Here is a 26,016-nt window from a genome sequence, read left to right on the forward strand (position 1 = left end):
CCAGCAGCAGCCGTAGCCCACAGCCGCGTGAAACTGTCGAAGGCGGGGCACTGTGGGTTTGCGGGGTGTGAGCCGCATGGATGCGGCGACCAAGCCCCCATGGATGGGTTTACGGCGTCCCCGCAAACCCACAGTGCCCCGCCATCCCACGGAATGCCCGCTATTGCTGTTGCTCTGGCTTTGGCCGTTGCATTGAGCAGGTGCAGGGCTGCAAGCCCTGCCGCAAAAAACCCTACTTCTTGCGCTCGCGGGTGGGGAATGGTTCCATCGCGCGGAAGCGGTTGCTGTACTCATCGGTCAGCGTCCGCGCTTCCTGCCCGTTGCGCACGATCGTCGGGGTCAGCAGCACGATCACCTCGGAACGCTTGTTCAACCGGGCCTTGTTGCCGAACAGACCTCCCACGATCGGCAGACGGCTGAGGCCCGGCACGCCCTTGGAGCTATCTTCGTCGGAATTGGTGATCAGGCCCGCCAGCATGATCGTGTCGCCGCTCTGCAGCGCCGCCTCGGTGGAAATCTTGCGGGTGTTGATCGGCGGGTTGCAGGTGGTCTTGGTCGGGTCGCAGCCGGTCGGCACGGCGCCGGCCGAGCTGACTTCCTGCACGATGTCCAGGAACACCACGCCATCACGGGTGATGCGCGGGCGCACCTTGAGGATCACGCCGGTGTCCAGGTACTGCACCTGGCTGTAGGTGCTGTCGCTGATGCCGGTGTTGACCGACACCGAGTTGATCGGAATCTTGGTGCCGACGTTGAGCTGCGCTTCGGCGTTGTTGCGCACGAAGATGGACGGGGTCTGCAGCAGGCGCAGGTTGGTCACCTGGTCCAGCGCGCTCACCACCGCGGCAGCATTCTTGCCGAGGAAGGTCCAGCCGGTCTCGCTGCCGGTGATGGCGCCGGCGAAGCTGCCCCAGATGTTGCGGCCCAGCGCGCTGGGCAGAGTGGCGCCGCCGGTGGCACCGGTGAAGCTCTGACCTTGGACGGCGTTCTCGAAGAACCAGTTGACGCCGTACTTCAGGTCGCCGTTGAGGTCGACCTCTGCCACCTGCGCTTCGATGTGCACCTGCAGCGGCATCACGTCCAGCTTCTCGATCACTTCGCGGATCGAGCGCCAGGCCTGCGGGGTGGCGCGCACCAGCAGTGCATTGGTTTCTTCCACCGCCGAGACGCCGACGGTGTCACCTTCCACATCGAGGCTGACGCTGATGTTGCCTTCCTGCCGCTGCGGCAGGTTCATCGTGCTGGCCATGCCGCCGTTGGCGCTGGACGAGGTGCCGGCGCCGTTGGTGTTGTTGCTGCTGCCATCGCTGGTGTTGCTGAAGGTGTCCCCACCCCGGCTGTCCAGCTGCATCGGCGTCGCGCCCGGCGCCAGCCCGGCGCTGGAACCACGGTTGTTGCGGTTGTTGCTGCTGGCGAAGGCTTCGGAGAGGCGCTGGGCCAGGTCGCGCGCCTTGATGTAGCGCAGCTCGTAGGAGAACAGGCGGGCGCTGCCACCGGCGGTGTCGATGCGGTCCAGCCACTGCTGGATCTGGTCCAGGTAGCGCACCTGCGGGGTGATCACCAGCACGGCGTTGGCATTTTCCAGCGGCAGGAAACGGAACATGCCGGCGCTGGGCGTCTTGCTGTCTTCGCCGAATACTTTCTCCAGGTCGCTGGCGACCTGCTCGGCCTTGCCCGACTGGATCGGGAACACGCCCACCGACATGCCCGACAACCAGTCGACGTCGAAGATCTCGACGGTGTGCAGGTAGTTTTCCAGCTCGGCGCGGGTGCCCCCGAGGGTGATCACGTTGCGGCCGGTATCGACGTTGACGATGGCATTGGGCCGCGCGTACGGCTCCAGCACCTTCTTCATCTCGCTGGCGGAAATGAACTGCAGCGGCACCACGCGCACTTCGAAGCCGCGGGCACTGGAGGCCGGCGCGGTGCTGGGTGCGACGGTGCCGGCCAGCGCCTGGTCGGCGGCGACGATGTTGTAGCGGCCACCGCTGTAGACCATGCGGGCGTTGTTCCAGCCCAGCACCATCTCCAGCAGGTTGAGCGCCTGCGCCGGCGACACCGGCTTGGGCGTGGCCAGGGTGACCGTGCCCTGCACGCCCGGCGCGATGACGTAGTTCTGCCCCAGCATGTCGCCGAGGATCGCCTTGACCACCGCGTGCACCGACTCGCCTTCGAAGTTGAAGGTGGCGCTGCCGCCGCTGGCCGAATGCAGGGCCGGTGACGGCGCGCGCGCGGCCTCGCGGTTGATCATGGTGCCGCTGCCACGGCGGATTACCGCCTGCGGCGTGCCGGCGGCAGCATCGCCCTCGACCACCTGGGGATCGGCGGCGGCGGCACCGGCTTCCGGTGGCGGCGTGGTGGCACTGCGATGGACATGCGGGCCGGACACGGTGGCGCAGCCGACCAGCAGCGTCAGGGCAAGGGACCAGGGCAGAAAACGCAGGTTCATGCATTCACTCTATCGGTTGGAGCCATCGCCCGGGGGCGGCGACGGTTGTTGCTGCTGTTGCTGCAGCTGACGGCGACGGGCCTGGATGCGTTCGCGGATGGCCTGCATCTGCGCTTCGCTGGGGCCGTTGTTGGCGGGGGCGGCCGGCGATGGCGCGCTTGCCGGGGCGGCCACGGCCCCGGCGCCGCTGACGACATCGGGGCTGGGCCGCGCATTGGATGCGGCAGCAGCGGCGGGTGGCGGCGGCGGCGGCGGCACGACACCGGCGGGCGGGACTGTGCCATTGGCACCGCGCAGCACGGTCGGCGGTTCACCGCCCTGCCCGTTGAAGGTGGCCAGTTCCAGCACCTGGCTGCCGCTGGGGCCGATCACCGTGGCCTGGCGAGGCTCCAGCGCGACCAGCTGCCAGCCATCGACCGCCTCACCATTCAGGCGCAGGCGCACCGAGCGGTTCTGTTCGGTGGTGAAGGTGGCCATGCTGAAACTGTCAGTGAGCAGCACGCCGGTCAGGCGCAGCGCGGCACTCGCGGCCGGTTCGCTGCCACCCAGCAGATACGGGCGCGGCTGCCGGTCTTCGGCGAACAGGGGGCGTTCGCCGATGGCGCTGAAGCTGTCGGCAGCGGCCATGCGCTCGGCAGCCATCGGCGGCAGGGCCGGCAGCGTGGCCTGCGCGGCGGCATCACTGTCGGCAGCCGGCAGGCGACCGCCGAGGCCGAAGCCGGTAGCCAACCAGGTGGCGCCCGCCCAGCCAGCCAGGGCCAGCAGGAAGCCGGTACGCAGGGTGATCGGGTCACGTTTCATCGGTGCCCTCCGCTTCCACCGGCGGCTCGGCCGGTGTAGGGCTGGCATCGGCGGCAGGCGCCGATGAAGGGGCATCCGTCGCAGGCGCGGCGGCGGCATCGCCACCGGCCCCGGGCAGCAGGTAGCCGGCCAGTTCAAACGACACGTCCAGGCCCAGGCCCGATTCGTTCGCCGATTGCTGGAAGCGCTGCGCGATCATGTTGAGGTTGTCGACGAACAGGCGCGGGCTGCCGGTTTCCAGGCTGTGCAGCACGGTGGCCAGTTCGGCCACGCCACAGCGCAGACGCACCTGCATGGCCACGCGCACGAACTCGGCATCGCGGCGGTTGTCAGTGAGCGGCGTGCGGTTGCTGATGGTGCAGCTGCGGTTGCCCGGGCTGGCGGTGGCGACCGCATCCTGCACGCGCGCGCCGAGGGCCGCGGCAGCGGCTTCGGCGGTGGCCTCACGCAGGAAACCAGGCCGCTGCTGCAGGGCCTCGCGGGTCTGCTGCAGGCGCTGTTCGATCTGCGGCTGCTGCTGCAGCTGTGCCTGCACGCGCTGCTGGCGCTCGCGCAGCGCCGCTACGTCGTCGTTGATGGCCAGCAGCGGCTGGGTGAACCACGGGTGCACCAGCAGCAGGTAGGCCAGGCCCAGCACTGCCACCAGCAGTACCAGCGCCAGCCAGCGGTCACGGCGTGCGCTTGGCATCGGCATCGGCCGCCTCCTTGGCTGGGGCGGCAGGGGCGGCGGCAGGGGCCACCGGCACCGGCTGCAGCTCGGCGGTCAGGGTGAAGCGATCACGGCCGCTGCCGGCGCCGTCGGCCTGCAGCACGCCGGTCAGGTTGACCTTGCGCCACTGCGGTGCGTCCTGCAGCAGTTGCACCAGCTGCGAGGCTTCGCTGCTGAGGCCGATCAGCTGCAGGTTGTTGTTCTCGATGGCCAGTTTTTCCAGGTAGGTGCCGTTGGGCAGGCGCTGGGTCAGTTCGTTCCACAGCTCCACCGTGCTGGCGCGCTGCGCGCGCTGCTTTTCCAGGAACGCGGCACCGTCCAGCAGCGCCTGCAGTTCGCTGCGCTCGCTGGCCACGCCACGCGCACTGCGGGCGCTGCGCTCGACCTCGTCGCGCAGCGCGTCGGCAGCCTCGCGGCGGTTGTCCAGCAGCTGTGCGGCAGCCAGCACCAGCATCACCAGTGCAGCCAGGCCGAGCAGCAGGTTCCAGCGCCGCATCGGGTCATGCCGCGGCTGGCGCTGGGCCTGCGGCAGCAGGTTCACCTGCAGCGGCTGGCCCTGCGCGTCGAGGGCATCGACACCGGACAGCGCATCGGCCCAGGCGCCGACCTGGCCGCGCCAGGCATCGAGCTGGCGCAGCGGCCAGGCCACCAGTTCAACCTGCAGCAGGCCTTCGCCGGAACTGCCGCGTTCGCGCACGTCATAGCTGACCTGGCTGGATTCGAATGGCGTCTGCCGATCAATTTCATAGCCGACCACCGCCCGCAGGCGGTCGCCGGCGGCCATCGGCAGGCGCAGGTTGCGGCGCAGGACCTGCGGTTCGGCCAGCAGCCAGACCCGCGGCAGGCTGCGCAGGCGCGCGTCGAGGACGCGGTCCAGTCCAGCCGGCTGGGTCGGCCATGGCAGGCTGGCCACGGGTTCCAGGCCCTGCCCGGCTTCGCGCCAGACCTGCAGCAGGTCGCCCTGCCGCTGCAGCAGCAGGCGGGTCTGCGACCAGCCGAGCGCCCACTGCCAACGCGCCGGTACCCAGGCCAGCAGGGACTGCCGCCACCAGCGCAGGAAACGGCCCGCACCTGGGCCGATCCGCCCCTGCACCTGCCGCAGGCTGTCCTGCCATGCCGTCATCTTGCTGCCATTCCCTGCTCCCAGCGAAGCACCGTGTAGGTTCGTCCGGGCACACCGCCCGATCCATTGCGTACCACCGCCTGCAGGACCGACAAGCGACCGCTGCCGTCGATGGCACGGGTCTCGATACTATAGGTGCCGCTGCCGCTGGCAAGCATTGACGGCGCCGCACCGGAACCTTCGTCACGCTCCTGCTGGGCGCGCTGCGCCAGCACCTGCTCGGCATCCAGGCCCAATGCGGTCAGCACCGGCGCCCCCGCCACGCGCGGATCCGGCCGCGCCTGGCGGCTGTACAGCGTCAGATACGGCAGCATCACCGTGTACAGCGAGGCACGCATGCCAAGCACGCGCTGCAGTTCGCCCAGGGTTTCGAAGCGCTTGTTGCGCGGCCCATACGGCAGGCCCGCCGCTGCATAATCCGGCGCCTCGGCGCCACCACCGGGCTGCAGAAGGCTGTCTGCGTCGCGCCAGTCAATGATGGCACCGGCCAGCTGCCGGGCCTGCTCGGCAGGTTCGCCCAGCGCCTGCAGGAATGCAGTCAGCAGCGTCGCGTCGGCCAGGTTCAGGTTGATCTTGCCGTTCTCGTCCAGCACCCGGATCTCGACCGGAACATCGTCGTACTGCCAGCGGTAGGTGCGTCCATCGGCCTGCCAGGCCGGCCGCTGCGGGTCCGGGCGCAGGCGCAGCAGTGCATATTCCAGCCCGGCACGGGCACGTTCCTGGCCACGCGCATCATCGTCTAGCACGCGCTGCTGCAGGTGCTCCACGCGTGCGGTCAGCGCGAAGGCACCGACCAGCGCGGTCATTAGCGCGATCAGCCACAACACCAGCACCAGGGCGGCACCGCGCTGCGCCTTCATCGTGCACCGCCCATGCCGCCGCTACGCGGTGCGACCACCAGCGGCGGCCACGGCGCGCCACGCTGCGGCACGATCTGCACTTCCACCAGCAACGGCAGCCGCCGAGTGTCGTCCCAGCGCGGCAGCCAGTCGCTCATCTGTCCGTTGGCCGGATCGATGCCGCGGTAGCGCAGCTTCACTTCTTTCAGTGCATCGGCCAGCACTTCGGGTGGGCGCGGCGGCGTTTCCGGCAGGCGTTCACCTTCCTGCAGCAGCACCAGGTGCAGCAGCAGGCGGCGCTGGCCGGGCGCGCCATCCACCTGCAGGGTATGCAGGTAGGGCCCGCCGCGACCGAGATAGCCGGGCAGATCGGCGACGAACTGCATGCCTTCGTCATCGCCCTGGAAGAACACCGGCTCGCGGGTCGGATCGGGCACCTCGATCGGGCTGCGCAGCGCACCACCCAGCTGGCGCCGCAGCAGCGCCTGCACCGCGCGCATGCGTTCGCTGTCGGCCGCGATCTGTTCGCCGCGTTGGCTGACCGCCATCGCCGCACGCACGCTGGCGAATGCCAGGGCCAGGCCACCGGCCAGCAGCACGGTGGCCAGCATCACTTCGACCAGGGTGAAGCCGGCGGCGCGACGCTTCATCGTGCGCCCTCCAGGTCCGGTGGCAACAGGCGCAGGCTGCGCCACTGCAGTTTCTCGCGTTCGCCGTCGCCCCAGCGCACCTGCAGCTGCAGTTCGGCCAGCCACGGCGCACCCGGTGACTGCGTCGGCGCGACATCACCGGCACGCGGCTCGCTCCATGGCTGCACCTGCAGCTGCCAGTGGTAGCGGCCCTGTTCCCATTCGCCACTCTGGCTGCCGACCTGCAGCGGCGCGTCGACGCCGGCGCTGGCCAGCAGCGACTGCGCATGCAGCACCGCACGGGTACGCAGCTCGCCATCGCGGACCTGTCGCGCGCCGCCGGACAGGCTGCCCAGCAGCAGGGTCAGGGCCAGGCCCAGCAGGGCGAAGGCCACGATCACTTCAAGCAGGGTGAACCCACGCGCCGACTGTTTCATTGCGGCCGCCACGGACCGGAGCGGACCTCGCCGGTCAGCCAGCCGACATCGATGCGCCATTCGGCGGCGTCGCGCTGCAGGCGGATGCGGCCGCCACTGGAACCACCATCGGGATGGAATTCGATCACGCCCTGCCCCGGCGCATCGCTGAGCTGCGCGGCGCCTTCAAACACCACCTGCACCGGTTCGGGCACGCTGCCACGGCGCTCGTTGGCGCCCTGCCAGCGGTGCTCGGCCGGCTCGATGACGAAGCGCTGCGGTTCACCGCGGGCAATCGCCTGCGCGCGCACCATGCGCAGCTGGCTGGCGATGTCCTTGCCCGCGCTGCGCAGCTGCATGCCGGCGAAGCCACGCGACAGGCCAGCCGCCGTGATCAGGCCGATGGCCGCGATCAACGCGATCACCAGCAGCATCTCCAGCAGCGACAGGCCGGTCGCGCGCCTGCCGTGCAGGCGCGGGCTGGGCAGCCGGCGCGGCAGGTACGGCGTCATGCGGGATTACGGCTCGTAGCGGATGTCAGCATCGACGCTGCTGCCGCCGGCCTTGCCGTCCTTGCCCAGGCTGATCAGCTCGTAGGCCTGGCCTTCGCCCGGCGCGCGGTATTCCAGCGCGTGGCCCCACGGATCGTTCAGATCGGCAGGCTTGGCATACGGACCCAGCCAGCCACCGACACCGGCCGGCGAGGTCACCAGGTCATTGAGCGAACCGGGCAGCTTGCCGGTGTCGATCTGGTAATTGTCGATCTTGGAGGCGACGGTCTGCACCTGCGCCTTTGCGATGTTCGCCTTGCCGCGGTCGGCGCCGCCGAGCACGCGGCTGGCGACCAGGGTCAGCACCGCGCCGATCAGCACGATGACGATGATGATTTCCAGCAGGCTCATGCCGGTCTGGTGGCGTGCGCTGGCGAAGGACAGGCGGATCGGGCGACGGGAAGCAAGCATGGTCGGTCCTTTCAGTTGCGGTGAGTCGGGGTTGCAGGGAAAGCCATCATCAACCGATGGCGTTGGTGAGGTCGTACAGCGGTACGAGCACGGCCACGATGACCGCGCCGACCACCGAGGCCAGCACCAGGGTGATGGCCGGCACCATCGCCGCCAGCAGGCGGTCGATGCGGCGGGCGCTGTCCTGTTCGAAGGTGTCGACGGCCTTCAGCAGCATGGTGTCGAGCGCGCCGGATTCCTCGCCGACCTGGATCATCTGCAGGGCCAGGCGCGGGAAGCGCTTGCCGCGCGACAGCGCCAGCGACAGGCCGGCACCGTTCTTCACTTCGTCGGCGGCGGTGTCCAGATCGGCGGCCAGCGCGCGGTTACCCAGCACGTTGCGGGCGATGCCCAGCGCGCCCAGCAGCGGCACGCCGTTGCGCAGCAGCGTGCCGAGGGTGCGGGCCAGGCGTGCGGTTTCCAGCTCGCCGAGCAGGCGGCCTATGCCGCGCCGCTGCAGCAGCCAGCCATCCAGCGCCAGGCGCGCGGCGGGCTGGCGGAAATGGCGTTCCAGCAGCAGTGCCAGCACCGCCGGCACCACCAGCAGCAGGATCCACCAGTCACGCACGAACAGGCCCAGCTGCAGCACCGCGTTGGTGAACCACGGCAGCGCCACGTCCAGGCTTTCATACATCTGCGCGAACTGCGGCACCACGTAGCCAAGCAGGAACAGCAGCGCACCACCGACCACCACCAGCAGGATGGCCGGGTAGACCAGCGCGTTGACCACCTTGCCCTGCAGCGCGCGGCTGCGTTCGAGGTAATCGGCCAGGCGCTGCAGGGTCTCGTGCAGGCTGCCACCGGCTTCACCGGCGCGCACCATGTTCACGTACAGGCGCGAGAACAGGCCGTGCTGCCGCTCCAGCGCGGTCGACAGCGGCGCACCGCCGCGCACCACGTCGCGGATGTCGGTGATCGCGCGCCGCGAACGTTCGTCCTCGGGCAGGCCGAGCAGGATCGACAGCGCACGGTCCAGCGGCTGGCCGGCGCCGAGCAGGGTCGAGAGCTGCTGGGTAAACTGCAGCAGCGCCGCGCCCTGCAGCGGACGCGGGCGGAACAGGTTGCCCAGGCTGCTTCCTCCTACCCCGCCACCCTCGGCAGCCAGGCGTGTTTCCATCGGCAGATGGCCCTGGTCCTGCAGGCGGGCGATCAGCTCGGCTTCGCTGGCCGCTTCCATCTGCCCGTCGAAGACCTCGCCGTGCGGGTTCAGTGCCTTGTAACGATAGGTGGGCATGTCAGCGTCGATCTCCCGCGCGCATCAACCCTCCTCGGTCACGCGCAGGACTTCCTCGATGGTCGTCTGCCCGCTCAGGGCCTTGGACAGGCCGTCTTCGTACATGGTGCGCATGCCGGCCTCGCGGGCGATGCGTTCGATCTCGCCCATGCCGTCGCGACGCATCACCGCGCGCCGCAGCGCGTCGTTCATCACCAGGAATTCCATGATGGTGGTGCGGCCCAGGTAACCGGTCGGTGCCAGTGCCGAGGGCTTCGGGCGGAACAGGTGGATTGGCCCCTGCGGCTGCAGGCGGCGCAGTTCGAAACGTTCGATCTCCTCCGGCGAGGCTTCGTAGCGCTCGGCGTGGGTGGGTTCCAGGCGGCGCACCAGGCGCTGGGCGAGGATGCCGTTGATGGTGGACGTGAGCAGGTAATCCTCCACGCCCATGTCGAGCAGGCGGGTGATGCCGCCGGCCGCGTTGTTGGTGTGCAGCGTGGACAGCACCAGGTGGCCGGTCAGCGCCGACTGGATGGCGATGCGCGCGGTTTCCAGGTCGCGCATTTCGCCGATCATGATGATGTCCGGATCCTGGCGCACGATGCTGCGCAGCGCGTTGGCGAAATCCAGGCCGATCTGCGGCTTGGCCTGGATCTGGTTGATGCCTTCGATCTGGTATTCGACCGGGTCCTCGACCGTGATGATCTTGACGTCGGCGGTGTTGAGCTGGCTCAGCGCGGTGTACAGCGTGGTGGTCTTGCCCGAACCGGTCGGGCCGGTGACCAGCAGGATCCCGTGCGGCTGTTCCAGCACCTTGCGGAACTGCGGCAGGAACGCATCGGTGAAACCAAGCCGGTGGAAATCGAACACCACGGTTTCGCGGTCCAGCAGTCGCATGACCACGCTTTCGCCATGCGCGGTCGGCACGGTGCTTACGCGCAGGTCCAGTTCCTTGCCCTGCACGCGCAGCATGATGCGACCGTCCTGCGGCAGGCGGCGCTCGGCGATGTTGAGCCGGGCCATGATCTTGATGCGGCTGATGACCGCGGCAGTGAGGTTGGCCGGCGGGCTTTCGCCTTCCACCAGCACGCCATCGACGCGATAGCGCACCTTCAGGCGGTTTTCAAAGGGTTCGACGTGGATGTCCGAGGCGCGCAGTTCCACTGCACGCTGGATGACCAGGTTGACCAGGCGGATGACCGGCGCTTCGGAGGCGAGGTCGCGCAGGTGTTCGATGTCATCGACCGCGCCGCCTTCGCCGTCCGCGGTTTCCACGATGGCGCCCATCGCGCTGCGGCCCTGGCCGAACCAGCGCTCGACCAGATCGTCGATCTCCGCGCGCATGCCAAGCACCGGGCTGACCGGCACGCCCAGCGCCAGCTGCACGGCCTGCTGCGGGTAGGCATCGTGGGCATCGGCCAGCCACAGGCGGACGCCGTGTTCATCCAGCGCCAGCGGGCAGACGTGGAACTGCTTGAGGAAACGCAGCGACAGCGGCAGGCCTTCGGCCAGCGACTGCGGCGGTGCCTCGGGCAGCTGTTTCGCTTCCAGCAGCGGCAGGCCCAGCACGTCGGCGCTGGTCTGCGCCTGGTCACGTTCGGACACCAGCCCCAGCCGCACCAGCAGGCCCAGCAGGCTGCCGCCGGCTTCGGCGTGCAGCGGCCGCGCACGCGCCAGATCCCCTTCCTTGAGGCGCCCGCGCGCCAGCAGCGCATCGAGGATGCGGCCTTCGGCGTCGTCGATGGCGGTGGCAGCGAGCGCGTTCACATGACTCTCCTGTCGATCCTCCCGACTTTAGCAGTTCAGCCCGGACTTCCGCTGCCTTGTGCGCGCAGGACCAAGAAAGACGACGCCCGTCACCTTCCGGTAACGGGCGTTGCCAATTCACTTACGACATTACGTGCAACCGTGGCCCTTACTGGGTGGCCAGGATGGTCACGCCGTTGAAGGCCGCTTCGCCCACCACCTTCACGTAGTAGGTGCCGGCCACCGGCTTGGCCACGCGCACGGTTTCGGTGTTGCCCGGGCGGCTCGACTTGGCGTCGTTGTCGGTGGCGGTCGGCACACGGCCCTGCGCCACGTACACCGAGACGTTACCGGTGCCGCCGTAGGTCAACACGCTCAGCTGCTTGCCGGCGACGGCTTCGAAGGTGTACACGGTCTCGCTGCCGGTCGCACCGGCAACACCGGCGAGAGCCACCTTGTTGGTCAGCGGGATGCCTTCGGGTTCGCAGTTCTCGGTGCACGGCTCGGCCAGGGCCTTGGCCAGCGCGGCCTTGGCGTCGACGATGCCGGTGCCGATCGGGGTCGATGCCGGAATGGTGACCGGGAACGGACGCGCGGTTTCCTTCAGCAGCGTACGCATCGCCGCCGGGGTCAGCGGATCCTTGCCACTGGCGATGAGCGCGCTCTGCACCAGCGCAGCAACGCCGGCCACGTGCGGCGAGGCCATCGAGGTACCGCCCAGGCCCATGTAGCTGTAGGCGCCCGAATCCGGAGTGGTTGCCGCATCCGAACCGGCCTGCCAGATGTAGCCGCCCGGGTTGCCGTCCACGCTGCCGCCACCGCCCGGGCCGGACAGGTCCACGCGCGTGCCGTAGTTGGAGTAGTAGGTGATGCCACCGGTGATGCGCGTCGCACCCACGGTCACCACGCCGTCGCAGCTGGCCGGGCGGTAGTTGGCGGCGTTGTCGGTGTCGTTGCCGGCGGCCACCACCACGGTGGTGCCACGCGAGATCGCGCCGCTGATCGCATCCTGGTAGGCGCCTGCGCAGGCACCGCTGCCACCCAGGCTCATGTTGATGATTTCGGCCGGGTTGGTGTTGGCGGGAATGCCGGCGACGGTGCCACCGGACGCCCAGGTGATCGCGTCGGTGATGTCGGAGAGGTAGCCACCGCATTTGCCGAGCACGCGCACCGGCAGGACCTTGGCCTTGTGTGCGACACCGGCCATGCCGACGCCGTTGTTGGTCTGCTCGGCGACGGTGCCGGCCACGTGGGTACCGTGCCAGGAGCTGTCTTCCGGCTGCGAGCCGTTGTAGCACTCGTTGGCGTTCTCGACCCAGTCACCGTAGTCCTGTGCACCCGGCACGCGGTCGTCGGTGGAACGGCGCGAGGTCTCGGCATCGCTGATGAAGTCGTAGCCCGGAAGCAGGTTGCCGACCAGGTCCGGGTGCTGCGGCAGGATGCCGGTATCGAGCACGGCAACGACCACGCCCTCGCCCTGCGAGACGTCCCAGGCCGACGGCGCGTTGATGCCACCGGTCGGGTTGCTCAGGTGCCACTGGTACTGCGCGTAGTAGGGATCATTCGGCACCAGGGCCGGCTTCACGTCGCCCGCGCGCAGCTCGGTGCGGCGCAGCTTGACATCGGCTTCGGCGTACTTGACCGAGGGATCGGCCTTGAGCTCCTTCAGCACGCGCTGCAGTTCCGCCGGGGCCAGGCGGCCCTGCAGGCGGATCACATCGGCACCGATGCCGAGCTTGCGCACCACCTGCGGACCCATCGCGCTGGCGCGGCTGGTGCCACCGGACAGGCTGGCGCGGGTGAGTGCGGACTGCACGGTGGACAGCTTGGCCGAGCGATCGCTGGCGGCCAGGGTGCCCTTCGCGTACATCACGATGATGCGGTCGGTGCCCGTTTCGGCGGTGCTGGCCTGGCGTACCGGCTCGCGGGTCGGCAGGCCGGCAGCGTGGACCGCGCCTGCGGCGGTCACCGACAGCAGGGCGGCGGCAAGCACGTTGATGCGAAGGTTCTGCTTATTGATCACGTCACATTCCTCTTCTGGGTCATGGTTGGATCCAACACTGCGGCCATCAATCCTTGACGGATCCCGGCTGGCCGAGCCGGGGTTGCCGAGACCTCCCCTCAGGCCCTGTAGCAGAAGCAGCACCGGCGGCGTGACCGCCGGCGCGTTGTTGCCTTACCAACCGAAGCCGGCACCGACGCCGACCGAGGCGTCATCACTGCTGAACGCACCGCCGAGGGTGACCGTGGCGCGATCGCTGATCGCACGCTGGTAACCCAGCGACATCGCCGATTCACCGCCCTGGAAACCGATGCCGACGCCGACCCGGTTCTGGGTGCGGATGCCGGCGGCACTGGTGGCCATGTTGAGCATGGCCGCGCTCATCGCGCCCTGGCGGTCGATGCGGCGATCCATGTGGCGCAGGCGGCCATCCACTTCGCCCTTGAACACATCGAAGCTGTCGGCGACGGCCTGCACGCGGCTGTCGGTATAGCTGTTGGCGGTGGTGATACCGCGGTCCAGCTGGCCCTTGTTCACCGCATCGGTGGCCGCGGTACCTGCGGCCACGTTGGTGACCTGGCGTTCGTTGCCTTCGCTGCCCACCGACACCGTATTGGCGCGGTCGGCGACCGAGCCCTGGCCCAGTGCAACCGCATTGGCGGCGGTGGCCGATGCGCCCTGGCCGATGGCCGTGGACGAAGCGCCGCTGGCGACGGCGCCGTCACCCATGGCGACTGCGTTGGCACCGACGGCCGGCTGCGCCGCCGTGGCGCCTTCGACGCTGGGCTTGGCCACCACGTTCGACCGCGAGGCCACTGCATCGGCCTCGGCCACGGTGGCGACCTGGGCGGTGCTCGCCTGCACGCTGGCGCTGCGCAGGCTGGCCGTTGCCGTGCGGCTGGTGCCACCGGCAGTGCGCTGGTCAAGCTCGGTCACCTTCCTGTCCAGTGCACCCAGTGCGTCGCCGACATTGCTGTAGGTCGAGCCCTGGATGACGTAGTTCGGCGCGATGAACACCCCCTGCATGCCGACGCTGGCACCGCCGCCGAGGATGCTGGCGGCATCGCTGAGCGACTGGAACAGCTGGCCGCCGTTGATCGCCTGGCGGCTGCCGGACGCGATGCTGCCGGCGCCGACGTTGTTGATGACGGTGCCTTCGATGCCGGACAGGGTCAGCTGGTCGCGGGTGGCATCGTCGTAGGCCACCGCGTTGGCCGAGGTGGATTCCACCGTGGCGATGCGCGAATCGAAATCACCGACGCGGGTTTCGACTGCACCCACGCGCTGGTTGGTGACGTTGAGCTGCGAACCGGTGACTGCGTCGCTGCTGCCGGCGGCAATGCGGCCGTCGGCCACGTTGACGATGCGGCGGGTGGCTGGACCATCGGTGCCGTTGCCGCCACCGACCGAGACCACGTTGGCTTCCACCGCACGCGCGCCGACACCCAGGGCCACCGAGTTGTTGCCGCTGACCGCACTGTTGGCACCCAGCGCCACCGATGCATTGCCGATGGCGTTGGCGCTGCTGCCCACGGCATTGCTGCGGTTGCCGCTTGCAGTCGCGCCCGAACCCACGGCCACGGCATCGGTGCCGGTGGCGGTAGCCACGCCACTGCCATTGGCCTTGAAGCGCTGGCCGACCGCATCGGCGGTAGCGGCCACGGCGTCGAGCTGGCCCTTGTTCACCGCATCGGTGGTTTCGGTACCGGCGGCCACGTTGGTGATCTGCCGCTGCGCGGCCGCGTTGCCCACCGACACCGTGTTGGCGCGGTCGGCCTGCGAGCCGTTGCCGAGCGCGACGCTGTTGGCCGCACTGGCGGTGCTGTTGGCACCCAGCGCGGTGGCATCGGTCGCGTCGGCCCAGGCGTTCCAGCCGATGGCGCTGGCGTAGTCGCTGGTCGCCCAGGCACCGGCACCGAAGGCCGCCGCGCCGGTACCGCTGGCCCGCGCCGGGATCAGGCCGAAGTAAGTGCTGCCACCGATAGCCACGCTTTCATCACCCGTGGCTTCGCTGGACTGGCCCATCGCCACCGCGTTGGCACCGGCCGCAGCGGCACCGAAGCCGACCGCGGTGGTGTTGGCGCCGGTGGCCGCCGAGCCGTAGCCCAGTGCGGTGCCGAGGCGGCCGCTGGCTTCGCTGTAACCACCGACGGCGGTGGTGCCATCGGCGGTGGCGGAGGCGCGGAAGCCGCTGGCCAGCGACTGCGCGCCGCTGGCGATGGCTTCGGCACCGCTGGCCGTGCTGTAGACACCCGTGGCCTGCGCCGCGTTGCCGGTGGCGGTGCTGCTGATCTCGCTGGCCACCGCGCCGCTGCCATAGGCCGCGCTGTTCTCGCCGGTGGCCTGCGCCTCGTTGCCGACGGCCGCGGCATTGCCGCCGGTGGCCAGGCTGTTGAAGCCGACCGCCGTGGCATTTTCAGCCAGGGCGGTGGCGCCGCTGCCCAGCGCGGAGGCGCCGTTGCCGATGGCGTTGGAGGCTTCACCGGCAGCCAGTGCGTTGTCGCCTTCCACATAGGCGCCGGCATCGCTGTCGGCGCTGCCGCTGGCTTGAACGTACTTGCTGGTCTGTTCAGCAGTAGCAGCCACGGCATCCAGCTGGTTCTTGTTCACCGCATCGGTGCCTTCGGTACCCGCTGCCACATGGGTGACCTGGCGTTCGCCGCCATCGCTGCCGACGGCCACCGTGTTGTCACGGTCGGCCGTGGAGCCTGCGCCCAGCGCGACACTGTTGATGCCGTTGGCAGTGGCCCCGGCACCCAGCGCGGTGGACTGCACTGCGCCGGCCCAGGAGTTCCAGCCGATGGCGGTGGCGTAGTCGTCGGTCGCCCAGGCACCGGCACCGAAGGCCGCCGCGCCGTAACCGCTGGCCCGCGCCGGGATCAGGCCGAAGAAGGTGCTGCCGCCGATGGCCACGCTTTCATCGCCCGTGGCTTCGCTGGAATCACCCATGGCCACGGAGCTGGCACCGCTGGCGGTGGCGAACACGCCGGCCGCGGTGCTGTTGGCACCGCTGGCCAGGGTGCCGTAGCCCATGGCGGAGCCGAGGCGACCGCTGGCTTCGCTGTAGCCGCCGACGGCGGTGGTGCCATCGGCCGAGGCCGAGGCACGGAAGCCGCTGGCCAGCGACTGCGCGCCGCTGGCGATGGCTTCGGCACCGTTGGCAGTGCTGTACGCGGCAGTGGCCTGCGCGCCGGCACCGGTGGCGGTGCTGCTGGTTTCGCTGGCGACGGCACCGCTGCCAAGGGCGGCGCTGTCTTCGCCGGTGGCCTGGGCGTTGTTACCGATCGCTGCGGCGTTGCCGCCGGTCGCCAGGCTGTTGAAGCCAACCGCGGTGGCGTTGGCCGCCACTGCGGTGGCACCACTGCCGAGCGCGGTAGCACCGTCGCCGATGGCATTGGCGGCCTCACCGGCGGCCAGTGCGTTGTCGCCTTCCACATAGGCGCCGGCATCGCTGTCGTCGCTGCCGCTGGCCTGGAAGTACTTGCTGGTGTTCTCCGCGGTGGCGGCGACGGCATCCAGCTGGTCCTTGTTCACCGCATCGGTGCCTTCGGTGCCGGCCGCGACGTTGGCGATCTGGCGCGTGTTGCCAGCACCACCGACCGAGACCGTGTTGTCGCGGTCTGCAATCGAGTCGGCGCCCAGGGCCACGCTGTTGGCGCCCTGTGCTTCGGCTGCATTGCCCAGCGCCGTAGCGTTGGTGCCCGGTGCCCAGGCACCACCACCGACCGCGGTGGAGTAGTCACCCGACGCTTCGGTGGCGAGCAGGCCGAACAGCGAACCACCGATGGCCACGCTGTTCACGCCGGTGGCCAGGCTGCCCTGGCCGGTGGCCGTGGCATAGGCACCGGAGGCTTCCGAATCACCACCGAGCGCCACGCTGTTGGAACCGGAGGCGTTGGCGAAGTTGCCGAACGCGGTGGCGTTGAAGGCCGATGCGCTGGCATAGCCGCCGATGGCGGTGCTGTAGCCGCCGGTGGCTTCGGCACCGATGCCGAACGCTGCCGAAGCGGTACCGCTGGCGACGCTTTCGCTGCCGACCGCGGTGGCGGCTTCGCCGCTGGCGGTGCTGAAGTAACCCACCGCCACGGCTTCCTCACCGCTGGCTTCGGACAGCACGCCGGTGGCGGTGCTGCCGGCACCACTGGACACGGCAGCGGCACCGAAAGCCGCACTCTGCTCGCCGCTGGCTTCGCTTTCCGCACCCTGCGCGGTGGCGTACTCGCCGGTGGCCTGCGCGTTGGCGCCGATGGCGCTGGCGTTGTCCGCCGTGGCCAGGGCATTGAAGCCGATCGCCTGCGCGTTGCTGCCGATGGCATTGGCACCGCTGCCCAGTGCGACGGTGCCGTCACCGATGGCATTGGCGGCTTCGCCGGCGGCCAGGGCGTTGTCACCTTCCACGTAGGCGCCGGCATCGCTGTCGTCGCTGCCGCTGGCCTGGAAGAACTTGTTGCCGGTGCCTGCGCTGGCGGCCACGGCATCCAGCTGGGCCTTGTTCACTGCATCGGTGGCCTGGGTGCCGGCGGCGACGTTGGTGACCTGGCGTTCGCTGCCGGCGCTGCCGACCGACACGCTGCGGTCGCGGTCAGCCACCGAGCCCGCGCCCAGGGCCACGGCATTGTTGCCGTTGGCGGTGCTGCCGGCACCGAGGGCGATGGCACTTTCGCCACCGGCCACGGTATTGGTGCCCACCGCGATGCTGTTGACGCTGTTGCCGAGTGCCTGGAAGCCCAGCGCCAGGCTGTAATCGCCGTAGCTGAAGGCACCGCGACCGACGGCGGTCGAGCTGACACCGTTGGCCCAGCTGTTGTAGCCGATGGAGGTCGCGCCGTCGGCACTGGCCCAGGCCGCCGGGCCGAAGGCCGAGGCGTTGGTACCGGTCGCCCACGCACCTGCACCGAAGGCGGTCGCGCCTTCTTCGCTGGCGGTGCTGTAACCACCGACGGCGGTGCTGTCATCGGCCTTGGCAAAGGCACTGTCGCCGATGGCGACGGCATAGCTGCCGTTGGCGCGCGACTTGCCGCCCGCGGCGAAGCTGTTGTCACCGGTCGCCTGCGCGGCATTGCCGAAGGCGCTGCTGCTGGCGCCGGTGGCCTGCGCGGCGTTGCCCACCGCAGTGGAACCGGCCGAGGCGGTGGTGCCGATCTGCACCGGATTGCCTTCGTCGTCCAGCAGCGGCTGGTTGTACTCGTCGTACGCCTGGCCTAGGCCACCGATGGCGACAGCACCGTCGCCGTCGGCGAAGGTGTTGCGGCCGAGGGCCACGGTGTCGGCGCCGATGGCAGCGGCACCTGCGCCCTGCGCAAGCGCACCTGCGCCGATCGCGTTGCTGGCCGAACCCGCAGCCACCGCACCTTCGCCCTCGGCGTAGGCGCCGGCATCGCTGCCCTCCTCGCCCTGCGCCTGGAAGAAGCGCGCGGTGGTGTCGGCGGTGCTGGCCACGGCATCGAGCTGGGCCTTGTTCACCGCATCGGTGTCTTCGGTACCGGCGGCCACGTTGGTGATCTGGCGATCGTTGCCTTCGCTGCCGACGGCCACGCTGTTGTCGCGCACCGCTTCGGAGTTGGCACCGAGGGCGATGCTGTTGGCGCCACGCGCGGTGGCGTAGTAGCCCACGGCGGTGCTCTGCGCACCACTGGCCCAGGTCTGCGCACCCAGCGCGCTGGCGTTCTCGCCCGGCGCATAGGCGAAGTAGCCCACCGCCGTCGATTCGGCGCCGGAGGCTTCGGTCAGGCTGCCGTTGGCCACGGCATGATCGCCGCTGGCGATGGCACCGGCACCGACGGCCGTGGCGGCTTCGCCACTGGCCTGGGTCTGCACGAAGAAGCCCAGGCCCGGGATCAGGTCGGCCGGGCCACCGATGGCCACGCTGCTGGTGCCGGTGGCGTTGCTCTGCGTGCCCAGCGCGGTGGAGTAGTCACCCACTGCATTGGCCACCGCACCGAAGGCCGAAGACTGCGCGCCGGCGGCATAGGCGCCGACACCGTAGGACGAGGCGGCAAAACCGCTGGCTTCGGCGCTGGCACCGACGGCGGTACCACCGACACCAGCGCTGGTGGCGCCGGTTTCCACCGGCACGCCACCGCTGGTGATCAGCGGGTTGCCGTCTTCATCGACGGCAGCGCCACCGACGGCGACGCTGCCCGGGCCGGCGGCCTGTGCGTTGTTGCCGAAGGCGGCGCTGTTCTGGCCGCTGGCCAGTGCGTTGTAGCCCACGGCCGTGGCGTTCTGGGCGACGGCGGTCGCGCCGGCACCGACCGCGGTGGCGCCGTTGCCGATGGCATTGGCGGCCTCGCCGGCGGCGAGCGCGTCGTCACCGTCGGCCAGCGCACCGGCATCGCTGTTGCTGCTGCCGGTGGCCTGGAAGCGCTTGGCAGTGGTATCGGCCACCGCAGCCACGTCCTTCAGCTGGCCGACGTTGACCGCATCGGTGTCTTCGGTGCCTGCGGCGACATGGGTCACCTGACGTTCGTTGCCATCGCTGCCGACGGCCACGGTGTTGTCACGGTCGGCCTGCGAGGCCGCGCCGAGGGCGACGCTGTTGCTGCCGTTGGCGGTGGCGCTGGCACCGAGCGCGGTGGACTGCGCGCCGTCGGCCCAGGCATTCCAGCCGATCGCGGTTGCATAGTCTTCGGTGGCCCATGCGCCGGCACCATAGGCCGATGCACCGTAGCCGCTGGCGCGCGAGGTGATCAGGCCGAAGTAGGTGCTGCCGCCGATGGCCACGCTCTCGTCGCCGGTCGCTTCGCTGGCTTCACCGACGGCGACGGCGCCGGCACCGGTGGCCGTGGCGAACACGCCAGCGGCGGTGCTGTTGGCGCCGCTGGCGACGGTGCCATAGCCCAGTGCCGAACCGAGGCGGCCGCTGGCTTCGCTGTAGCCGCCGACGGCGGTGGCGCCGTCGGCCGACGCCGCCGCGCGGAAGCCGCTGGACAGCGACTGCGCGCCGCTGGCAACGGCTTCGGCACCGGTGGCGGTGCTGTAGACCGCCGTGGCCTGCGCACCGGCGCCGGTTGCGGTGGTGCTGGTTTCACTGGCCACCGCACCGCTGCCCAGCGCGGCGCTGTCGCTGCCGCTGGCCTCTGCGTTGGTGCCCACGGCCGAGGCGTTCTCGCCGGTGGCCAGGCTGTTGTAGCCGACTGCCGTGGCCTTCGCGGCAATGGCCACGGCACCGCCGCCGAGCGCGGTGGCGCCATCGCCGATGGCGTTGGCTGCTTCACCGGCGGCAAGCGCGCTGTCGCCCTCGGCCAGGGCGCCGGCATCGCTGTCTTCGCTGCCAGTGGCCTGGAAGTACTTGCGGGTGTTCTCCGCGGTCGCGGCGACCTCGTCCAGCTGATCCTTGTTGACCGCGTCGGTGCCTTCGGTACCGGCAGCAACGTTGGTGATCTGGCGCGTGTTGCCGGCGCCACCGACCGAGACGGTGTTGTCACGCTCGGCGATCGAATCGGCACCCAGCGCGACGCTGTTGGCGCCCTGTGCTTCGGCGGCGTTGCCCAATGCGGTGGCATTGGTGCCCGGCGCCCACGCGCCGCCACCGACGGCGGTGGAGTAATCGCCCGAGGCTTCGGTCGGCAGCAGGCCGAACAGCGCGCCACCCACGGCTACGGAGTTGGTGCCGGTGGCGAGGCTGCCCTGGCCGGTGGCGGTGCTGTAGGCGCCGCTGGCTTCTGCATCGCCGCCGACGGCCACGCTGTTGGAGCCGCTGGCATTGGCGGCGTTGCCGACCGCGGTTGCGTTGAAGGCCGAGGCGCTGGACAGCCCGCCCAGTGCGGTGCTGTAACCGCCGCTGGCTTCGGCACCGACGCCGAAGCTGACCGATGCGGTGCCGCTGGCGGTGCTGCCTGCGCCGACGCTGGTGCTGCCGCTGCCCAAGGCCTGCGACTGCGCGCCGACGGCGGTGGCGCTGTCAGCGATCGCCTGTGCGTTGTGGCCCAGCGCCGTGGTGTCGTCGCCATCGGCGGTGGCGGATGCGCCGGCGGCCAGTGCGCCTTCGCCATCGATCTGCGCGGCGTCGCTGTCATCGCCCGCACCATCGGCCTTGAAGTAGCGGCGGCCCTGCGCGGTGGCAGTGGCCAGTGCGGCCTGGGTGGCCTGCGCCTGCGCATCGAGCTGCGCGCGGTTGACCGCATCGGTGGCCGCCGTACCAGCGGCCACGTTGGTGATCTGTCGTTCGCTGCCGGTTGCGCCCACCGACACGGCATTGGCGCGGTTGGCAAGGGAGCCTGCACCCAGCGCGACGCTGTTGGCGGCGCTGGCGGTGCTGCCGGTGCCCACGGCCACCGCGTTGCGGCCGCTGGCGTTGGCGCTGCCGTCGACCACGCACTGGTCGATCAGGCTGCTGCTGAGGGTCACGCAGTTGGCGTTGCCGCCCACTTCCACCGACTGTGCGGCGGCGAGGCCGGAGCCTCCCAGTCCCATGGCCAGGGCAAGCGCTGCGGCCAGGGTCACCGGCCGGACGTGGTCGGCATCGCGGCGCCGGTCGACGACCCCACCGCGGGTGTCGGAAGAGGCCAGTTCCGAGGCCACCACCAACTGACCCAACGCTTTGTTCCAGACCTTGCGATAAATCCGATTCATCGGTACGGCTCCTGATTTTTTGGACTGGTTTTAGGCAAAGCAACGCCATCGCCGGACCTTCTGGTCCAACGTCCCCCAAGGGCGTTATTCGCGTGATTTACTGCGGGTATTGCCGAACGCCGCGCAGCGACAGAAAACCGGGCGCAGAGCGACGTGCGGTTACTGCGATATGAACAGATTTGAAACAGGGCCCAAGTGTTAACGGGAACTTTCCGGATCGTCAAGACTTTGACGCAGGAAAAGCGGTTGCCGTGACCTAGTTCACTTTTTCGCCTATTTATTCTGCGATTTTGTTATTTGTTTGTGACGAGATATCGACGCCATGTAAATGCATGTAACTCACCGCTGCGGCAGGATTTTCTGCCCGCATAAAGAAAAACCCGACAGTCGCCTGCCGGGTTTTCCGTACTTCATCGCATTGCGGCCTGCGCGGCGATTACGCCGTCAGCCGCACCACACCCGCGCGTTGCGGAACATGCGCATCCACGGCGAATCCCCCTGCCACTCGGCCGGGGCCCAGCTCAGGTTGAGCGCACGCGGCGTGCGTTCCGGGTGCGGCATCATGATGGTGACGCGACCGTCGGTGCTGGTCAGGCCGGTGATGCCGTCCGGCGAACCGTTCGGGTTCAGCGGGTACTGGCTGGCGACGTTGCCGTTGCCGTCGACGTAGCGCAGCGCCACGCGGGCGGTGGCCTGGTCCACGGTGTTGTCGAACACGGCCTGGCCTTCGCCATGTGCCACCGCTACCTGCAGGCGCGAACCGGCCATGCCACGCAGCAGGATCGACGGCGACTCCACCACTTCCAGCAGCGCGGTGCGGGCTTCGAACTGCTCGCTGGCGTTGCGGCGGAACTGCGGCCAGTGCTCGGCACCGGGGATGATGTCCTTCAGCTGGCTCATCATCTGGCAGCCGTTGCACACGCCCAGGGCGAAGCTGTCCTCGCGGGCGAAGAACGCGCCGAAGGCATCACGCAGCGCGCTGCGCTCGAGGATCGAGGTCGCCCAGCCACGACCAGCACCGAGCACGTCGCCGTAGCTGAAGCCGCCACAGGCCACCAGGCCGGTGAACTCCTGCAGGGCGACGCGGCCTTCGATGAGGTCGCTCATATGCACGTCGTACGCGCGGAAGCCGGCACGTTCGAAGGCGTTGGCCATTTCGATCTGGCCGTTGACGCCCTGTTCGCGCAGCACGGCCACGCGCGGACGCGCGCCGGTGCTGATGAACGGCGCGGCCACGTCTTCGTTGAGGTCGAAGCTCAGCTTGGGCTTCAGGCCCGGCGCGTTGAACGCACGCGCCACCTCACGCTCGGCATCGGCGTTGGCCGGATTGTCGCGGCGTTTCTGCATCGCGTGGGTGACCGACCACCAGGCGTCGAACAGCGCTTCCCAGCGCCATTCGGCCAGGTTCTCGCCGCCCAGCGACACGCGCACCACCGGTGCGGTGGTCGGCTTGGCGATGCGCTGCGCGCACTCGATCAGTGCATGGCGCTCGACCAGGTCTGCGAAGGCCGCACGGTCTTCGCGGGCGATCTGCACCACCGCACCCAGTTCTTCGTTGAACAGGCTGCGGAAGGGATCATCGCCCCAGGCATCGAGGGTGATGTCCAGGCCGAGACGCGAGGTGAAGGCCATTTCGCACAGTGCGGCGAAGGCACCACCGTCGCTGCGGTCGTGGTAGGCCAGCAGCAGGCCGGCCTGGCGCGCATCGCGGATCAGTTCGAAGAAGCCACGCAGGCGCTGCGGGTCATCCAGGTCCGGGGCGGCACCGGCGAACGCCGGCAGGTCGCCGTGGTCGGCATGCACCTGGGCCAGGATCGAGCCGCCCAGACGCTGCTTGCCGGCACCGAGGCCGATCAGCCACAGCTCGCTGTCCACGTCGCGGTCGAGCAGCGGGGTGAGCTGCTGGCGCACGTCGGCGACCGGCGCGAACGCCGAGATGACCAGCGACACCGGCGACACGCTCTTGTGCGCTTCGCCCTGGTCGTGCCACTGCGCCTGCATCGACAGCGAGTCCTTCCCCACCGGAATGCTGATGTCCAGCTGCGGGCACAGTTCCATGCCCACGGCCTTCACCGCGTCGTACAGCAGCGCGTCTTCGCCCGGGTGGCCGGCAGCGGCCATCCAGTTCGCCGACAGCTTGATCTCATCCAGCGCATCGACCGGGGCCGCGCACAGGTTGGTCAGCGCTTCGCCCACGGCCATGCGTGCCGAAGCAGCGGCATCGAGCAGGGCCAGCGGGGTGCGCTCGCCCAGCGACATCGCTTCGCCGGCTACGCCGTCGAAGTCGGCCAGGGTGATGGCCGCATCGGCCACCGGCAGCTGCCACGGGCCGACCATCTGCTCGCGCGCGGTCAGGCCACCGACGCTGCGGTCACCGATGGTGACCAGGAAGTTCTTCGAGGCCACGGTCGGGTGCGCGAGCACGCGCAGGCCGGCTTCCTGCAGGTCCAGGCCACCGGTCTTCAGCGCCGGCCAGCGCGGGGCCGGCGGGTGCGCGGTGTCACGGTGCATCTTCGGCGGCTTGCCGAACAGCACGTCCATCGGCAGGTCGATCGGCGCATCGGCCGGGGTGTGGCCCGGCACGGCGCCGTAAGCCACGACCAGGTGTTCCTCGGCGGTGGCCACGCCAACGGCGGCGAACGGGCAACGCTCGCGGGCGCACAGCGCGGCGAACTCGGCCAGGCGCTCCTGGGCCACGCCCAGCACGTAACGTTCCTGCGATTCGTTGCACCACAGCTGCATCGGCGACAGCGACGGATCATCGGTGGGCACCTTGCCCAGGTCGATGACGCCGCCGACATTCGAGTCGTGCAGCAGTTCGGGGATGGCATTGGACAGGCCACCGGCACCGACGTCGTGGAAGAACTTGATCGGGTTGTTGGCGCCCATCGCCACGCAGCGGTCGATGACCTCCTGGCAGCGGCGCTCCATTTCCGGGTTGTCGCGCTGCACGCTGGCGAAGTCCAGGTCCTCGGCACTTTCGCCGGAGGCCACCGAACTGGCGGCACCGCCACCGAGGCCGATCAGCATCGCCGGGCCACCGAGCACGATGACCGCATCACCGGCCTGCAGCTGGATCTTGTCGACCTGGATGCGGTCGATCGCGCCCAGGCCACCGGCCAGCATGATCGGCTTGTCGTAGGCGCGCACCAGATCGGCGCCTTCAGGCAGCTCGAAGCTGCGGAAATAGCCGAGCAGGTTCGGGCGGCCGAACTCGTTGTTGAACGCGGCGCCGCCGAGCGGACCGTCGGTCATGATTTCCAGCGCGGGTGCCATGCGCGGGTTCAGCGCGCGCGGCGCTTCCCACGGCTGCGGCAGCTCGGGAATGCGCAGGTGCGAGACCGAGAAACCGGACAGGCCGGCCTTCGGCTTGCCACCGCGGCCGGTCGCGCCCTCATCGCGGATCTCGCCACCGTTACCCGTAGAGGCGCCCGGGAACGGCGCGATCGCGGTCGGGTGGTTGTGCGTTTCCACCTTGATCTGGAAGGCGCTGGGCACCTGCGGTTCGCGGCGGTACTCGCCACTGGCCGGATCGGGGCGGTAGCGCGAGGCCAAGTGGCCTTCGATCACCGCGGCATTGTCGCTGTACGCGCTGAGCGTGTGCTGCGGGGTCTGCTGGTGGGTGTTCTTGATCATCCGGAACAGCGAACGGTCCTGTTCCTGGCCGTCGATGGTCCAGCTGGCGTTGAAGATCTTGTGGCGGCAGTGCTCGGAGTTGGCCTGCGCGAACATCATCAGTTCGACATCGGACGGCGAGCGGCCCAGCGAGGTGAAGCGTTCGCGCAGGTAGTCGATCTCGTCCTGGGCCATGGCCAGGCCGAGGCGCTGGTTGGCGGCCTCCAGCTGGTCCACCGGCACGCGTTCCAGTTCACCCCGCGCCGGGGTGGTGAACAGGGCCTGGCCCTGGTCGACGGTGTCCAGCACCGACTGGGTCATCGGGTCATGCAGGGCCTTGACCAGCGCCTGCTGGGCGGCGGCGTCGGTCGGCCAGCCCTGCACGTCGATGCGCAGGCCGCGCTCGACCCGGCTGACCGGCTGGCCGGCACCGCGGACCAGTTCGGTGGCCTTGCTGGACCAGGGCGACAGGGTGCCCAGGCGGGGCACGACGATGCGGCTGACGGCGCCGTCGGCGATGGCCTCGGCCTGCGGCTGGGCTTCCAGGATGCGGCACAGGGTGGCCACGTCGGGGGCGGCCGTGCCTTCGGGCTGGACGAAGTAGACGTGCCAGGCACCGCTGATGCGCAGGGAGGGAGCGATGGACTGCAGGCGGGATTCAAGGCGTTCGCGGCGGAACAGCGACAGGGCGGGCGCGCCCTCGAGGACCATCATGTCCGGGGAACCGTAGTTGGGAAACGGGCCCGACATTGTACCGGAACCCGGGGGAGGGCTTTGGCCGGGCGCGCCCGGCACCCGCAGAGGAGCCCAAGCCACGGCAACGGCCACAGCAACAGCCGGAGCAACAGCAACAGCGGGTTTCCCGGGGGGATGGCGGGGTGGCTCAGGTTGCGGGGGAC

Annotated in this window: 14 protein-coding genes; all 14 read right to left on the reverse strand. The window is 69.6% G+C overall.

Annotated features, from left to right (window positions below; all coding sequences use genetic code 11):
* Window positions 1–232 precede the first annotated feature (232 nt).
* Window positions 233–2,449: a type II secretion system secretin GspD gene (gspD, locus tag DCO49_RS12410; protein ID WP_116864285.1), complete on the reverse strand. Its 2,217-nt coding sequence runs from the start codon at window positions 2,447–2,449 to the stop codon at window positions 233–235.
* 9 nt (window positions 2,450–2,458) lie between these two features.
* Window positions 2,459–3,250, reverse strand: coding sequence for a general secretion pathway protein GspN (locus DCO49_RS12415; protein ID WP_116864286.1), 792 nt, complete (start codon window positions 3,248–3,250; stop codon window positions 2,459–2,461).
* Window positions 3,240–3,944 carry a type II secretion system protein GspM gene (gene gspM, locus DCO49_RS12420; RefSeq protein WP_116864287.1) on the reverse strand — a complete coding sequence of 235 codons (705 nt, stop codon included), beginning with the start codon at window positions 3,942–3,944 and terminating at the stop codon, window positions 3,240–3,242. The genes DCO49_RS12415 and gspM overlap by 11 nt, the downstream gene beginning before the upstream one ends.
* On the reverse strand, window positions 3,919–5,082 hold the full coding sequence (locus DCO49_RS12425; protein WP_116864288.1) for a PilN domain-containing protein: 1,164 nt from the start codon (window positions 5,080–5,082) through the stop codon (window positions 3,919–3,921). The genes gspM and DCO49_RS12425 overlap by 26 nt, the downstream gene beginning before the upstream one ends.
* A complete protein-coding gene (locus DCO49_RS12430) occupies window positions 5,079–5,942 on the reverse strand; it encodes a type II secretion system protein GspK (RefSeq protein ID WP_116864289.1) in 864 nt (287 codons plus the stop codon). Before DCO49_RS12430 ends, DCO49_RS12425 begins: the two co-directional genes overlap by 4 nt.
* Complete coding sequence (locus DCO49_RS12435; protein WP_116864290.1) at window positions 5,939–6,571, reverse strand: type II secretion system protein J; 633 nt, start codon at window positions 6,569–6,571, stop codon at window positions 5,939–5,941. The genes DCO49_RS12430 and DCO49_RS12435 overlap by 4 nt, the downstream gene beginning before the upstream one ends.
* A complete protein-coding gene (locus DCO49_RS12440) occupies window positions 6,568–6,987 on the reverse strand; it encodes a prepilin-type N-terminal cleavage/methylation domain-containing protein (protein WP_116864291.1) in 420 nt (139 codons plus the stop codon). The genes DCO49_RS12435 and DCO49_RS12440 overlap by 4 nt, the downstream gene beginning before the upstream one ends.
* Window positions 6,984–7,478 carry a GspH/FimT family pseudopilin gene (locus DCO49_RS12445; protein WP_116864292.1) on the reverse strand — a complete coding sequence of 165 codons (495 nt, stop codon included), beginning with the start codon at window positions 7,476–7,478 and terminating at the stop codon, window positions 6,984–6,986. The genes DCO49_RS12440 and DCO49_RS12445 overlap by 4 nt, the downstream gene beginning before the upstream one ends.
* A gap of 6 nt (window positions 7,479–7,484) precedes the next feature.
* Window positions 7,485–7,928 (reverse strand): type II secretion system major pseudopilin GspG, encoded by a 444-nt coding sequence (gene gspG, locus DCO49_RS12450; protein ID WP_116864293.1) that lies wholly within the window; start codon window positions 7,926–7,928, stop codon window positions 7,485–7,487.
* A gap of 49 nt (window positions 7,929–7,977) precedes the next feature.
* Entirely contained in the window at window positions 7,978–9,201 is a 1,224-nt protein-coding gene (locus DCO49_RS12455) for a type II secretion system F family protein (RefSeq protein WP_116864294.1), read from the reverse strand.
* Between the two features lie 24 nt (window positions 9,202–9,225).
* Window positions 9,226–10,947: a type II secretion system ATPase GspE gene (gspE, locus tag DCO49_RS12460; RefSeq protein ID WP_116864295.1), complete on the reverse strand. Its 1,722-nt coding sequence runs from the start codon at window positions 10,945–10,947 to the stop codon at window positions 9,226–9,228.
* Window positions 10,948–11,095: 148 nt separating this feature from the next.
* Entirely contained in the window at window positions 11,096–12,949 is a 1,854-nt protein-coding gene (locus DCO49_RS12465) for a S8 family peptidase (RefSeq protein WP_116864296.1), read from the reverse strand.
* Between the two features lie 153 nt (window positions 12,950–13,102).
* The gene (locus DCO49_RS12470; RefSeq protein ID WP_116864297.1) at window positions 13,103–21,502 is read right to left on the reverse strand and encodes an ESPR-type extended signal peptide-containing protein; all 8,400 of its coding nucleotides are present in this window, start codon (window positions 21,500–21,502) and stop codon (window positions 13,103–13,105) included.
* 444 nt (window positions 21,503–21,946) lie between these two features.
* Window positions 21,947–25,831: a phosphoribosylformylglycinamidine synthase gene (purL, locus tag DCO49_RS12475; protein WP_207776486.1), complete on the reverse strand. Its 3,885-nt coding sequence runs from the start codon at window positions 25,829–25,831 to the stop codon at window positions 21,947–21,949.
* Between the last annotated feature and the right edge of the window lie 185 nt (window positions 25,832–26,016).

This window comes from Stenotrophomonas sp. SPM, assembly GCF_003105135.1.
In the GTDB taxonomy this organism is placed as follows: domain Bacteria; phylum Pseudomonadota; class Gammaproteobacteria; order Xanthomonadales; family Xanthomonadaceae; genus Stenotrophomonas.